This window comes from Aerococcus christensenii, from assembly GCF_001543105.1.
GTDB lineage: Bacteria > Bacillota > Bacilli > Lactobacillales > Aerococcaceae > Aerococcus > Aerococcus christensenii.
The window spans coordinates 1,316,581-1,330,346 of sequence record NZ_CP014159.1 but is presented as its reverse complement, the minus strand read 5'-3'; the positions used below and the strand labels follow the sequence as shown (position 1 = coordinate 1,330,346).

The 13,766-nt window shown below is 37.2% G+C and carries 10 protein-coding genes, 1 tRNA gene, 2 pseudogenes and 1 CRISPR repeat array; of the genes and pseudogenes, 4 read left to right on the top strand and 9 right to left on the bottom strand.

Features of this window, described 5'->3' with window-relative positions; all coding sequences use genetic code 11:
• The first annotated feature begins 276 nt into the window (after positions 1–276).
• Positions 277–2,991, top strand: a complete 2,715-nt coding sequence (locus AWM71_RS06315) for a cation-translocating P-type ATPase (RefSeq protein WP_060777162.1) — start codon at positions 277–279, stop codon at positions 2,989–2,991.
• Between the two features lie 500 nt (positions 2,992–3,491).
• Here the strand turns inward: AWM71_RS06315 and fabG are convergent, their stop codons facing one another.
• Entirely contained in the window at positions 3,492–4,232 is a 741-nt protein-coding gene (gene fabG, locus AWM71_RS06310; protein WP_060777161.1) for a 3-oxoacyl-ACP reductase FabG, read from the bottom strand.
• A gap of 186 nt (positions 4,233–4,418) precedes the next feature.
• Between fabG and AWM71_RS06305 the strand changes: the two genes are divergently transcribed.
• Positions 4,419–4,491: transfer RNA gene (locus tag AWM71_RS06305), tRNA-Thr, on the top strand.
• 221 nt (positions 4,492–4,712) lie between these two features.
• On the opposite strand, the pseudogene AWM71_RS06300 reads toward AWM71_RS06305, so the two are convergent.
• Positions 4,713–4,925: pseudogene (locus tag AWM71_RS06300) on the bottom strand (HNH endonuclease); the annotation flags it as partial.
• Positions 4,926–5,152: 227 nt separating this feature from the next.
• On the opposite strand from AWM71_RS06300, the gene AWM71_RS06295 reads away from it, so the two are divergent.
• On the top strand, positions 5,153–5,347 hold the full coding sequence (locus AWM71_RS06295) for a type II toxin-antitoxin system HicA family toxin (protein WP_060777160.1): 195 nt from the start codon (positions 5,153–5,155) through the stop codon (positions 5,345–5,347).
• A gap of 56 nt (positions 5,348–5,403) precedes the next feature.
• The gene (locus AWM71_RS06290; RefSeq protein WP_060777159.1) at positions 5,404–5,781 is read left to right on the top strand and encodes a type II toxin-antitoxin system HicB family antitoxin; all 378 of its coding nucleotides are present in this window, start codon (positions 5,404–5,406) and stop codon (positions 5,779–5,781) included.
• Between the two features lie 498 nt (positions 5,782–6,279).
• Here the strand turns inward: AWM71_RS06290 and AWM71_RS08270 are convergent, their stop codons facing one another.
• From AWM71_RS08270 to cas2e, 7 genes and pseudogenes are all read right to left on the bottom strand, one after another.
• A complete protein-coding gene (locus AWM71_RS08270; protein ID WP_156407349.1) occupies positions 6,280–6,435 on the bottom strand; it encodes a hypothetical protein in 156 nt (51 codons plus the stop codon).
• A 57-nt stretch (positions 6,436–6,492) separates the two neighbouring features.
• The gene (locus tag AWM71_RS06280; RefSeq protein ID WP_060777157.1) at positions 6,493–6,777 is read right to left on the bottom strand and encodes a hypothetical protein; all 285 of its coding nucleotides are present in this window, start codon (positions 6,775–6,777) and stop codon (positions 6,493–6,495) included.
• Entirely contained in the window at positions 6,774–8,003 is a 1,230-nt protein-coding gene (locus AWM71_RS06275) for a minor capsid protein (protein WP_082632735.1), read from the bottom strand. Before AWM71_RS06275 ends, AWM71_RS06280 begins: the two co-directional genes overlap by 4 nt.
• Positions 7,987–9,270, bottom strand: a pseudogene (locus AWM71_RS06270) (phage portal protein); the annotation flags it as partial. The pseudogene AWM71_RS06270 and the gene AWM71_RS06275, both read right to left, overlap by 17 nt.
• Positions 9,271–9,755: 485 nt before the next feature.
• Positions 9,756–9,884, bottom strand: a complete 129-nt coding sequence (locus AWM71_RS08575) for a hypothetical protein (RefSeq protein WP_256379432.1) — start codon at positions 9,882–9,884, stop codon at positions 9,756–9,758.
• Between the two features lie 141 nt (positions 9,885–10,025).
• Positions 10,026–10,235, bottom strand: a complete 210-nt coding sequence (locus AWM71_RS06265) for a hypothetical protein (protein WP_060777155.1) — start codon at positions 10,233–10,235, stop codon at positions 10,026–10,028.
• Between the two features lie 1,662 nt (positions 10,236–11,897).
• Positions 11,898–12,843: direct repeats of the CRISPR family, unit length 28 nt; unit sequence GGATCACCCCCGCATACGCGGGAAAAAG.
• Between the two features lie 20 nt (positions 12,844–12,863).
• A complete protein-coding gene (gene cas2e / locus AWM71_RS06255) occupies positions 12,864–13,766 on the bottom strand; it encodes a type I-E CRISPR-associated endoribonuclease Cas2e (RefSeq protein WP_060777153.1) in 903 nt (300 codons plus the stop codon).

The window sequence follows — 13,766 nt, the reverse complement described above, 5'->3', positions numbered from 1 at the left end:
GGAGATTTTTTTATTCCAAATAATCGACTCTCTTCATAAAAAATTAGGCAAATATTTGAGATTTTAAGGATTTTGGGGTATAATAGTTGACAGCAATTTAAGGACGCTTTTCATAAGGGAGTAACCAGCAGAACACTCTGTGATAGTATCAACAATAGTTAATCAAGCAGTTTCCTGCTGGTGCTATCTTAATTGGTGAGACTTATGCTACAAGGAGTAGTATAAGTCTTTTTTAGTCACTGGATTGCAGATTTTTAAAGGAGGAAGACATCACATATGACAGAAAAAAATTCTTTTTTTACAGAATCAGTTGAAGCCATTGCTAGTCAATTGCATACTGATCCTTTATCTGGACTAACCAGCGAAGAAGCCCAACGTCGACTCGCTCAAAATGGCCCTAACGAAATTCAAGAAGGCGAACAAACTACACTCTGGCAAAAATTCATTGATCAATTCAAAGACGCCATGATTGTTATCTTATTAATTTCAGCGGCCTTATCGATATTGTTGGAAGGAATCCACGGTTTAGTCGATGCAAGTATTATTCTGGTCGTTGTCCTGCTCAACGCCATCCTAGGCGTTCTTCAAGAAACCAAGGCAGAAGATGCCATTGCCTCACTTAAAGACATGTCTTCTCCAAAAGCCCATGTCATTCGAGACGGCGAATCTGTCATTATCGACTCTCGGCAAATTGTAGTCGGTGATGTCGTCGTTCTAGAGGCCGGAAATGTTGTCCCTGCCGATCTAAGATTAACAAGTGTCCACTCCCTCAAAATTGAAGAAGCTGCTTTAACCGGAGAATCTGTCCCTGTTGAAAAGAATTTAGAAAAGGTAAATTCAGATGCCAGCTTAGGAGATCGTCGCAATATGGCCTTTTCTTCCACCAATGTTACTTACGGGAGAGGTCAAGGGATCGTTGTAGCTACCGCCATGTCAACAGAAGTGGGACACATCGCTACGATGATTCAAAATTCAGAAGAAAAAATTACCCCACTCAAAGCCAATATGAATCAATTAACCAAGTTTCTCACCTGGGCTATTGTCGTTATTGCTGCTATCATCTTCTTTATTGGTTTATTCACCGGCCTTTACAGTTGGATTGAAATGCTTTTAGTCGCTATCTCTATTGCCGTGGCCGCATTGCCAGAAGGCTTACCTGCGATTTCTACAATTATCCTCGCTTTAGGAACACAAAAAATGGCCGACAGAAATGCCCTCGTCCGTAAACTCCCTGCAGTGGAAACTTTAGGGGGAACAGAAGTCATCTGCTCCGACAAAACCGGAACCCTTACCCAAAACAAGATGACTATCGAAAAGATTTTCTACAATGGTCACTTTCATGAAGTCTCAGAAGAAGTTGACTTTTCAGAGCCTCTCTTCCAAGTCATGCTTTTGGATAACGACTCTACCTTAACTGCCGATCTCACTCTCACAGGAGATCCTACGGAAACTGCCATGATTCAATTGGCTATCGATAAAGGTTACGATGTAAAAGGTCTTCGTGAAGGAACACCTCGCTTAGGTGAAATTCCTTTTGATTCTGAACGTAAAATGTCCACAACCGTTCATCAAAATAAAAACGCTTCTTCCTTTGGAAATTCTCCTTATGTTATTTTGACTAAAGGGGCTCCAGATGTTTTAATCAATAACTGTACCTCTTACTTCGAAAATGGCGAAATCCATCCCATGACAGAAGACTACCGTCAGATGCTTTTGGATCAAAATGACCAAATGGCTCGTCAAGCTCTTCGCGTCTTAGCCATGGCCTTCAAACCTCTCGAAGCCACTGAAGACCACTACACCGCAGAAAGCCATGAACATCAGCTCGTCTACGCTGGTATGGTTGGTGAAATTGACCCTGAACGTCCAGAAGTCAAAGACGCCATTGCTACTGCTAAATCTGCCGGTATCCGTACGGTTATGATTACAGGGGACCACCAAATTACAGCAGCAGCGATTGCTGAACGTTTAGGTATTATCGACCAAGATAACATCGAAACCGGCGTCACAACAGGCGCTTACCTCGATACTATCTCCGATGAACAATTAGAAAATGAAGTCGAACACTACTCTGTCTATGCGCGTGTAGCCCCTGAACACAAGGTCAGAATCGTTAAAGCTTGGCAATCTGCCAAACATAACAAGGTGGTTGCTATGACAGGTGACGGCGTAAATGACGCTCCTTCCCTTAAACAAGCAGATATCGGTGTAGGTATGGGAATTACAGGAACAGAAGTTTCAAAGGGCGCTTCGGATATGGTCCTTGCCGACGATAACTTTGCAACGATCGTCACTGCCGTCAAAGAAGGACGTAAAGTCTTCTCTAATATCCAAAAGGCGGTTCAATACCTCCTATCTGCCAACCTCGGAGAAGTGATGACCTTATTCGTCGCAACGATCATGGGCTGGCAAATTCTCGAACCTATTCATATTCTCTGGATTAACTTAGTCACAGATACCTTCCCTGCTATTGCTTTAGGGGTTGAAGATGCAGAAGCTGATGTTATGGAACATCTCCCACGTGGCAGAAAAACCAGTATCTTATCTGGTGGACTCTTGCCAGCTCTCTTCTATCAAGGAATCTATGAAGGCGGAATTACCCTCTTCGTCTATTGGTTTAGTCATTACTATATGAACTTCTCCAACTCAGACGCAGAAGCCATTGCCTTCTTAACCCTTTCCTTTATCCAACTTGCCCACGCTTACAATAGTCGATCCGTTCATAAATCCTTATTCAGCTCCAATCCTTTTGCTAATAAATGGCTCAATTATGCAACGATCATCTCATCTCTCCTACTCCTCATTACGGTCTTCCTTCCCGGCTTAAACGCAGCCTTTGGAACCATTCATTTAGTAGGAGATCCAGAAGCCTTCACTATGTGGGCCATTATTCTTCTGGCTTCCCTCTCTATTATTCTCTACGTAGAGATTGTTAAATTCTTCCTACGTAAGAGTGGCTATGCCGATAAAGTAGAAAACCATAGATCTTAAGCAAGTGTTGTTCAACATTTTGCTTATCCTTCTCCCCTTCAAGTAAGAAAAACTTGAGGGGGATTTTTTTATAACCTCCATAAGAAACAAAACCCCCTTCACTGGTCAAATTATCCAGTAAAGGGGGAATATTTTTCAAAACTAGGTGATTAGCTTACACTTCCAGAAATGCGACGCCTAATTTCCGCACTAACCTTTTCTATTGTTCTTCCAAAGAATCAGCCATATTTCCGAACGTACGAATTCGTTGAATAAAAGAACTTTTCCGATTGAACCAACCAGCTATTTTACCTACTAATAAAGCAGACAGAAGCGGCACAACCCCTAATCCATGAAAAGAATGACAGGTTTATTTTTCCCCATGCCTTCATCTCTCCTTTTTCTTTTTATCGATCCCGAAATCTTTTAACAGATTTCCTCCTAAAATTTCCACTTTTAGACATGCTGATTGGAGGAACAAGATTTCTCACTTGTTCCTCCAATTTTTGGCATAAAGTCGATTACATATTCACACCACCGTTAACTTGCAAGGTTTGTCCAGTAATGTAGCCAGATTCTTTCGCTGCTAAGAACATATAAGCATAGGCAATATCCTTAGGGTAACCAATCCGTTTAACTGGAATCGAATTAATCATTCCTTGCTTAACATCTTCAGGAATCGCAGCAGTCATAGGCGTTTCAACAAAACCTGGTGCAACACAATTAGCTGTAGTTCCTTTCGCAGCTCCTTCACGTGCCATCGTCTTTGTCATAGCCATAATTCCACCCTTAGATGCGGAATAGTTCACTTGACCAAAGTTTTCTTCAACCCCCGCTAGAGAAGAAGAAGCAATTCGACCATAACCATTTTCTACCATGTTATTAAAACAAGCTTGAGAATAGTTAAAAGTCCCTGTTAAGTTAGTAGCAATTACTTGATCCCATTCTTTCTTAGATATTTTCTTAAAGGAGCGATCACGTGTAATCCCAGCGTTGTTAATTAATACGTCCACTTTGCCCCATTTTTCAACAACATCTGCAATAATTTCTTGAGCTCGTTCATAATCGGAAAAATCCGCTTGATAAGCAAGATCTTCGCCACCATTTGCCTTAATTTCTTGGGCAGTTGCTTCTGCGGTTTCCCCATTAAAATCAATAATGACGACTTTTCCATCTGCTTGAGCAAATTCTTTCGCAACTTCAGCACCGATTCCTTGTCCTGCTCCAGTTACAACAACTACTTGATCTGAAAATGAAAATATAAAAATTCCTCCTTGTTTATTAATTCACCTTCTATAACAATCATGGCTTCCTTAGCTATATTTTTACGTTGTTTGTTCATTCTTTATTTAAGGGAGGGACACAAATTGAGCTTATAAATTTTACTTACTACTTGCTTTTTATTCTTTATTCATGCTATACTGTAATAGTTGATTCGTTGATCAACTGCCGAAATAGCTCAGTCGGTAGAGCAGTGCATTCGTAATGCAAAGGTCGTAGGTTCGATTCCTATTTTCGGCATATTTAAAAGATTATAAAAAATCAAAGGACATTATAAACGCCGTTAAATCAACGTTTCAGATCAAAGAAAAATAAATTAGTTTGCACTCATTTTGCACTATGTATCAGTTCTATTTTTAAGAGTGCAAATTTGAACAAATAACTATCATAAATACAATGATTGGTAATCTGGTTAAAAGCACCCTATAAGGTGCTTTTTTATATTCCAAACTTTATATAACAAGCTGTAGGTTCCCTATGTCACTAGGATGTCCACCCTTAGCCACTGGAATGATGTGATCAATCACTGGTGACATTGGATTGCCTTGCTTCAGACTCACATCAACAGGCTTACCACATATCCCACAGACGTTCTGTGTCTTTAGTATCCTCTTACGATTGCGCTCAAACTGTGTACGATGTGCGCCTTGTCTATCTGCTCTAAGATTAGCCATAGTTACTACACCTCCACTCGTGGTTGCTTTACTACCCCTACCCCTTTTAATATTGCTCTCATCTTTTAGCAGTGATGGGAGCTAAAATAAATAACACTATTGAAATTACGTAGGGGGGTATTAAAAAAAGCCATCTAAAAGACGGCTAGAAATGAAATAAATATAAAAATAGCTTGACCAATGTGTATAAAGTGTGTATAATATACATATAGAAAGGAGATAAGAGAATGCCTATAACGCCAAAGAAATTAGTCAAAATACTTCAGAAAAACGGCTTTAAAGAACTTAGACAACGTGGCAGTCATAAAGTCATGTATAACGAAAACACTAATCGAACAACTGTTGTTCCCATGCACAATAAAGATATTGATGATTCTTTTTATAAAGACATATTAAAGCAAGCGGGTCTTAAATGGTCTTAAATGACCTACAGGCTTTATAGATATTCTCTTATCTCAACACGAAAGGAATGAAAAGTGTGTTAATTTACCCTGCAACCTTTGAAAAAGGCGAAAAATATATAATTGTAAAATTCCCTGATATTCCTGCAGCAATGACTCAAGGCGATTCATACGAACAAGCCTATGAAATGGCATCTGAAGTTTTAGGTGCAGTGCTTGAAGATTATGAAACTTATCCTGAGCCAAGCTCTATCAAAGACATTCAAAGTGAATTTCCAAATAAAGAAGTTGCACTCATTGGCTTTGACCCAGTGGCGTATCGTCGCAAATATCACTCAAAAACTATTAGAAAAAACGTTACAGTTCCTGAATGGTTAAACGATTTAGCCAATATAGAAAACATCAACTTCTCCCAAACGCTAACAGAAGCGTTAAAAGAAAAACTAGGAGTCTAGCTAGATCTAGGCTCTTTTGCATAAAAAAGCGCCCTTTTAGTTAGATGCTTCTATCGAATATATAACATAATACTTTTTAATTACTCCAGACTTTTTCCAACTTTTTATCAAATTACTCAAAAATATAAACTATCAAGTTTCCTTGATCATAAGCCTCTGAAAAACACAGTTATAAAGATAATCAAGGTCTTAAAATCTTTATAAAATCAGCTGTTAATTGTATTGTTGCTAATTATGAAGCTGATCAAACATTTTTTATTTCTTCTAATTGAGTGACCTTTAATCTCATCTACTTCTTCTGCTATACGCGTTACAGTTCTCATTATTTCATTGAGGGCTGTTTTTTCTATCGACTTCATTCTCTCTATTGCGAGGCGTCCCCGTCTTCTTTTCACCTTGCATATGCTTCTCCTTTCGTGATACAAGTAATTCAAGAGTAGGCGCTAGCATCCTATATAAAAGTTATAAAATTTTATGGATCAAGCCTAACAATCTTTCTTATTCTACGACTTTAGGTCCCCATACACCAGAAAAAAAGATTTTGCCCGCTACAACAAAGTCTTCTTTTTTTACATCATTTTCAATTGCCCATAATAGCATCTTTTCATAATTACTAATTGCTCGTGTTTCATTGTAAGTTTCTCTATCTTTCATTTAGTACCTCCTTAATTTTGGGCATACAAAAACCACCTTCCTTTCGGTCGGTGGTTGCTATAAAAACTTACTTAATTCTCCTGTAAAATCTTCAACTAATTCCCATTTTCCACCGGGACTTGATCCATCAATAGGTCGGGGATTTTTAAGTGAATAAAGGTAATCTTCTTTACTATCATCAACTACTCGCAACATATCCCCACGATCAACGTTGATGACATCGTAGATTTCATCATTTGTTAGACTATCTATGCCAAAACTTTCCCCGTTATAGCGTACTCTACCTATAACTTCCATTTCTTTATAGCTATCAGTCTCGCATTGATATACTTGTCGTTTCACTTTTGATCCCTCCTTATCTTTAATTTGATTTCCGTTTGCTCAGTATCATTTTTTCTGTACCAGTGCATATCGAACATATATTTAGCACTTTCAATTTTACCTACTGCTTTTTGCCAATCGTTTGGGTTACCCCCATATTGATTGACTAATTTATGCTTTACTCTTAATTCTGTACCACTACCTTTACCAGCAATCACTTTTACATTCGTGATTTCAGCACCTTTTGGAATAAATAACTCCTCACCATTCATCACATAATCAAAGCGTTCTTCCAATCCTATTTTATCATAATTGCGTACAAACTCAATATCTCGTTCATCCGCTCTGTCCATGTCCTCATCATCAGGAACAATCGTTGACCGACAATTAGGATGAAGTGGGGGCATGTTATAACCGGGCTGTGCTTCCGATAGCTTGTAAGCCTTATCTAGCTTTGAGATATTCATACAAATATCAGACGTTCGACTATCAATGTGAACATGAATTCGATAGAACTTTAATCCAACATCTTTATAGCGCTTCAAGGTAGCGTTATTAATGACCATGCTCCCATCTGTACGAACTAACGTCTCCGCTCGATGTTTGGCTACGTCATGTCTCTTTCTGATCTCTGTTGCCATTTCATGTGGACTAAAGCCTTTCACAAAACCACGAGTTAGAGTCTTGTGTAAGTCCCTAGCTAAATGATCCACATTTCCCCAAACTTGTTGGGAGTAGTTATACCCTTCGAACGGTGTCTTCACTAGCTGCTCAAGTGCTGGCTCGTTTAAGGTGCTATCAGATAAGCCACCGCTAATCTTACGATAAGAATGCTTAGCTAATTTCTTCAAATAGCTATCAAATGACCCCGATACTTTGCCTTGAAGCAAGCCTAATTGATAAGTAAGATCCAGCTTCAACGCATCTAAGCGTGTCGCTTTGCTAGAAACATACTGCTCGTTAAGTCGCTCCAGTAGCTCTGGTGTCTTGGCTTCTTCACGGTATCTTCTAGCATTTTCTCGATAATCGCTTAAATCGGTACGTCTAAGCCGCTGCTTAGCTTCTTGAATGGTAATCTTATTGTTTTCTGCATACTTCGCATAGAAGGCAAATATTTCCTTCTGAACATCTTTAAACGTTTCACCGTACAATTTAGCGAGTTCTTGAAACATGACCTTGTCTTGCTGCTCAGCATACTGCATTAATTCTTTGGTACGGTTCTTCCAGTAGCTAGACTTCTTCACCATCTTCTTCACCGCCTGCACCCTCTGCAGTTTCCGTTTCAGAGTCTTCACTTTCAGCTTTAATTCGTTTTAATTCGTCTTCTGGGCTAACCCCTGTCACTGAATTCAAAATTTCATAAACCGTTGTGTCAGATACAACGTTGTAAAGATCTTTTGCCATTTCAATGACTTCTTTGCCAGATTTTGGAACATTTGGTGTGAATATAACACTTGTTTGGCTAATTTGTCGATAAGCAGTGGCTTCGTTTCCTTTAATTGACCAAATATTAGCAGCTAAACGTAAACGACGCATTAAGCCTTGCTTAAACAATCGCTCTTGTTGTGCTCTAAGATTATCAGACGCCATCAATTTGTATTTCATGGATTCACCACTTTGATTGCTTCCAAAATGTTCATCACTAGTGTCTGGTGTGAACGTAAAGCGTAAGATATCACCAACTAATCGCTTCTTGTAGTCTTCCGCACCTTTTGAATCATAAGCTTTCACTAAATATTTTGCATCAGGCTTCACCCCGTCAGGGTTAGGATTATCGTCTAAAATAATCATTTTTGACTCCCTAAAAGCAAGCGATATCCCTAACCGTCCATTCGGATTGATCCGCCCATCTTCTAAAAAATCTTTTTCGTCTGCTCCTGTGTATGGGTTACCACTAATCACCAAGATAGCATCCACGCTATCCTGTTGGAAGTTGGCCAGCTCAGATTGTGATAAATCGTAAGCATCGATCGTGTCTAGTACCGCTTCGTAACTACCAGTACGGTCTTCATTGTTTTTGTACTCGTTAATCGGCTCACCTTTAAGAAAATGCTCCTCACTTGATACGAAATGCATCGATGAGTTTTTGTCCCGACTATCATCTGCATAGCGATAAACCGCATCTTTGGTGTAAACGACAATATAAGATTTACGATAACCTTCACCATAATCAATGGTGTAATAGTTCACCCCAAACAACGATTGATCATGATAAGAATCATCGTACACAACAAATGTCTGCTCTGGTGCTAGCTTAGTAAGCTTAACCGTGATTGGTGAACTTTCGTCATAACGCTCAACAGTCAGCAGCTCATAAGCTCGACCATAAATAGATAAATCTGTTTTAATCAAAACATTGTGTGCTGCTTCGTTGTTTTCTTCAACAAATAAATTAATTTGTTCTTGCAACGTTGTGTCTTCGTTCTTGTACTGAATAGGGCGACCCAACATGTAGCCTTGTTCAAAGATCGTAATGTAATGCGCAAAGTCACTTGCAATGCGATTATCCGCTGAAGGAGCAAAAGGCTCTGCAGAAAAAGTAGCGACTATCTTTTGTTGAGAGATTCCAGAAAGTCGACAAAGTTTGCCGTAGCTAGAAAGTAAATCATCCACGTTTTTTACCTTTCTATTTTTGTTGATTTCTAAAAAACATACAATCTCCCTTTAACACATTGATTATCCACTCGATACTACAGCTTTTTATAACCTATATTTATCATTTATACGTCATGGATAATAAGGGATACCATAAAATAAGAAAAGTCTATCATCTTATTAAAGTATCGCCTTCTAATAATTATAGAAAGTAAAAGAAGAGAAAGAGGTAATTAAAATGACAAGTGAAGAATTTTTAACAATGCCTTCATCTCCTTTTAAAACATTTTACAAAGTTCGAGAAGTAGGTTTATCACGCTTAAAGCAATGAGCGCCCATAATACATATTCTAATCGCTTTTTATTTTTATTCATGCTATACTTTAGATGAGCAATGCTGAGGGCTTATCCGCCCCCTATCATTTCGATAAGTTTGATGACTAATTCGATAAGTTTTTCTATTAAACCGATTGTGGCGGTTACTAGTGCTAACTTAACGAGTTGGTCATCTTTTTTATTACCATTTTTACTCATCTTTTTACCTCCTTCCTTTATCTTGATTAATAATTTTAAAATATTTTTACTATAAATTTTGATAACCCCACAAGAAATTGAACCAACGATCTAATCTTTTTGTGGGGATTTATTCTAGTTATGAATTAAAAATAAAAATAGTCAATGACTATTTGGCAAAGAATATCCAAACTTCGTATGCGTCCACAAACCGTCTTCATTGACGGCCATAATGTCTTTCATCATGTCAATTTGCCACTGTTGAGCTTTCCTACCGCTCTTTTCGTATAAATTAATGGCTTCTTGGTATTTGCTCTCTTTATATGGCAAAATGACCGACCTAGTAGGCCTTGGATTGCCTAAACGTGTCATGTCATCTCCCCTTTTATTTCAAAATAAAACCATCTCCCTTTCGGTTGATGGTTATTGCTGCAAGCTTTACTAAACTAATAATCGTGTCAGCTTTATCCAATAAAAACGATAGCAACTTTTGAATTTTAACATTTCTTTTTAAACATCGAATACCTTCAACCGTAATTTTTGCCTTTCAAATTATTTTCCATTTTTATAATCTTGACTGTATTTATTTACTCCCGAAAGAGCAAAATATTACACTTTAGAATAAAATTGCACACTGTATATTAACTTTTTAAATTTATGTCATACAATAGGCCTTGTAAGAGTAATTATTACCTGAGCGATATTATAAATTGTGAGTGTTAATTAGAATACGAAAAATTATATTTAGACGCCTACGATCGGCACAGACTTCTAAAATATTTAAAGACTCACTCTTTATTAATTGATAAAGATCCTGCCGTTTATAAAATAATCCACTTCAAATCGTGGTAATGTTATCCACTTAACACAAGCTCTAGTGCTTTCATTACATCTACTGTGACAATTTTATAAGTTATTCCCTTTCAAAAAAATACTAGATAATTTTTTAATTCTTTAAATAACTTTTTATTCATAAAGAAAGAACCAATATTATGAATATTTTTTCTTCTTTTATTGCTTCTACTTGGTCTTCAGTGATAAAGAAATCAAAAGTAAGGACTAAAAAGTCTGCGATATTTGCTGTCGCTGCTTTTAGAATTTCCCTTAATTTCTATTCTGATAAAACAAAAATAAAGTCAGAACATACAAAAATTGCAACCAAAGCCAAAGAAAAATGACATTAATAAAAAATAAATAAGACAAAGCTAAATACACTAACTCTACTAAATACCAGTCACATAAGATTTTTATCAATGAATTAAAAAATTTCCTTTTAACAAATCGAAAGAGAAGCTTTAAACTCAATACATCTAAATAGCAAAAGATCTATAAGAAAAACATGAATTCTTCAATCAAGGTGTGGACTTTAGGCTTATCTAAAGAAAATATAAAACATATATGGTTGGATTTTATAATAGGATTCTTATTTCTTATCATTTTGTATTGAAAAATCTAATCTATCTTTAATTATTCAAAACTTTTGTAAGTTCTTAAGTAATATATTTATACCTTGATAACGCCTCTTTGAATCAATTGCTTTGACACTAATAATTATTATTACTTTATAAGAATCTTACTTTTTATACTTTAAATTTATGAGTAGACCTTATTGTAAAAAATTGCTGTTATCTAAAGCGGTTTTTACACTAGTAGCTAGAAAATCTTTAACAATTAAAATTTTTTATTGGATAGTATTTAATTTTATTTAAAGATTTCACTATAAGAAATAGTCTTCATACAAGATTCGAAATCCGAAAAAAATGCTCTAAATATTTTAATAATATGATTAAATAAATCGTTCATACTTTTCATAGAGATAAATATATCAAAATCACTCTTTAGCAACTGATTTTCTATTCGAACAAAAAAATCTTCTTAAAGTAGATTTACTTTTTTAGTGCCTACTTTAAGAAGAACATACAAAAGAAAAAGAAGCCAAACTTATTCCACTATCTTCAGTTTATAAATTATTCCAGATTTAATCTCAAGAAAGGAGAAACAGTAAGTGTTGCTATCCCATAACATGCTTAGTATAAATTACCCCCGCATATGCGGGAAAAAGTAAATCGGCATCTTCTAAATTGGCACCTTTTAAAGGATCACCCCCGCATACGCGGGAAAAAGCGGTCATTTGTTTGTTTTGATTATTCTTAGCCAGGATCACCCCCGCATACGCGGGAAAAAGGGATATGCCAGCCAGCATGTAAGGAGAGATGTTGGGATCACCCCCGCATACGCGGGAAAAAGCCACTTATCCGACTACCAGCACTTTCAGCGGCAGGATCACCCCCGCATACGCGGGAAAAAGAAATCTTCGCTTTGAAAAAACCGCTTGCTACCAGGATCACCCCCGCATACGCGGGAAAAAGCTTGAAACATCATTTGCCACTTGAGACATCGCAGGATCACCCCCGCATACGCGGGAAAAAGCAAATCGCTTCATCACCATAAAAGTATGATCTGGGATCACCCCCGCATACGCGGGAAAAAGGCAACTGATCGACTAAGACTAAATAGAAAAATAGGATCACCCCCGCATACGCGGGAAAAAGAGTATCGGGGAATCTGCTTTCTCTAATAACCAAGGATCACCCCCGCATACGCGGGAAAAAGAGATATTTCAAAATTTATGGAAGAGAATAAATAGGATCACCCCCGCATACGCGGGAAAAAGCATAATAAGTGGCTGTCCGATCTGGTGTTGCTGGGATCACCCCCGCATACGCGGGAAAAAGCAGTGGCGGTCAAATACATGGTTATTCGGCTTAGGATCACCCCCGCATACGCGGGAAAAAGATCCCCACGCTTGTATACTTGGTTGGCTACCCAGGATCACCCCCGCATACGCGGGAAAAAGAAATTGGGGTTTTTGTCGTTGACGGTGAGGCTTAGGATCACCCCCGCATACGCGGGAAAAAGACACAAGCTTTGATGAAATAAGCGCCCTCCTTAGGATCACCCCCGCATACGCGGGAAAAAGACTAAAAAATCCCTATAATATCAACCTTGATTTCCAAATAGATCCCGAAGTTTATTCACTTCATTTATGAGTTTATCAATGAGTTCTGCATCTTTCAACGCTCGATGTGGAACTCTATCCTCTATATTGTAGCTAGCTAGCACCGTCTCCAATTTATAATTCTTCAAAAATAATTTCTCTCGTTTAACATATGACATGACATCATAAGTTTTATTATGTAATGGATTATGATTCAGTTGAATAAGATTGTAATTAATAAAGTTAATATCAAAATTTATATTGTATCCTATTATCGGTAGATCACCGATAAATTCAAACAACTTCTTCAATGCTTCCTCTAAATTTACTCCCTCTTTCCTTAACATTTCCTCTGTAATTCCAGTAAGTTCTTTTATATGACTAGGCAACTCTCTATCATGATTAATTAATTGATTAAAACTCGTTCGCACACCATTTTTTTCTTTAACTGCACCTAATTCAATGATTTGGTTAACTTCAAATTGTAATCCATCTGTTTCAATATCTAAAACGACATACGCTGAATGTAGTTTTGCAACTTTTGAACTTTTATGAGCTTGAAATTTACGAGCTTGTCGCATTTTATAAGCACTACTGAACCCTAAATTCATATGACTCGCCTGAGTTTGATCATTTACTCTAACCAACGGAATTCCTTCATAATCAATAACCTGTCGATTTGTATTTAATGTTTTAAAATTATAACCTATTTCATTGCGAAAAGCATAAGACATAGTGGCTTCTCCTGAAGATACATTTTCTTTAACACGCTGCCAAATTTTTTCTCTAATTTTCGTATTAAAATTTCCAACATAAACTCCAGGTGCAATTTCTTGCATCCATTTTGTCAAATCTCCTCGTAAATAAGCTGATACTTTTTTCAAAGTAATTACAGTAAAGGGCAT

What these genes read in the sequence shown, in the direction of transcription:
- AWM71_RS06295 (WP_060777160.1), top strand. Translation starts at nt 5,153, where the DNA reads ATGCCTATAACGCCAAAGAAATTAGTCAAAATACTTCAGAAAAACGGC.
- cas2e (WP_060777153.1), bottom strand. Translation starts at nt 13,766, where the DNA reads ATGCCCTTTACTGTAATTACTTTGAAAAAAGTATCAGCTTATTTACGA.
- AWM71_RS06275 (WP_082632735.1), bottom strand. Translation starts at nt 8,003, where the DNA reads ATGGTGAAGAAGTCTAGCTACTGGAAGAACCGTACCAAAGAATTAATG.
- AWM71_RS06265 (WP_060777155.1), bottom strand. Translation starts at nt 10,235, where the DNA reads ATGACACGTTTAGGCAATCCAAGGCCTACTAGGTCGGTCATTTTGCCA.
- AWM71_RS08575 (WP_256379432.1), bottom strand. Translation starts at nt 9,884, where the DNA reads ATGAGTAAAAATGGTAATAAAAAAGATGACCAACTCGTTAAGTTAGCA.
- AWM71_RS08270 (WP_156407349.1), bottom strand. Translation starts at nt 6,435, where the DNA reads ATGAAAGATAGAGAAACTTACAATGAAACACGAGCAATTAGTAATTAT.
- AWM71_RS06315 (WP_060777162.1), top strand. Translation starts at nt 277, where the DNA reads ATGACAGAAAAAAATTCTTTTTTTACAGAATCAGTTGAAGCCATTGCT.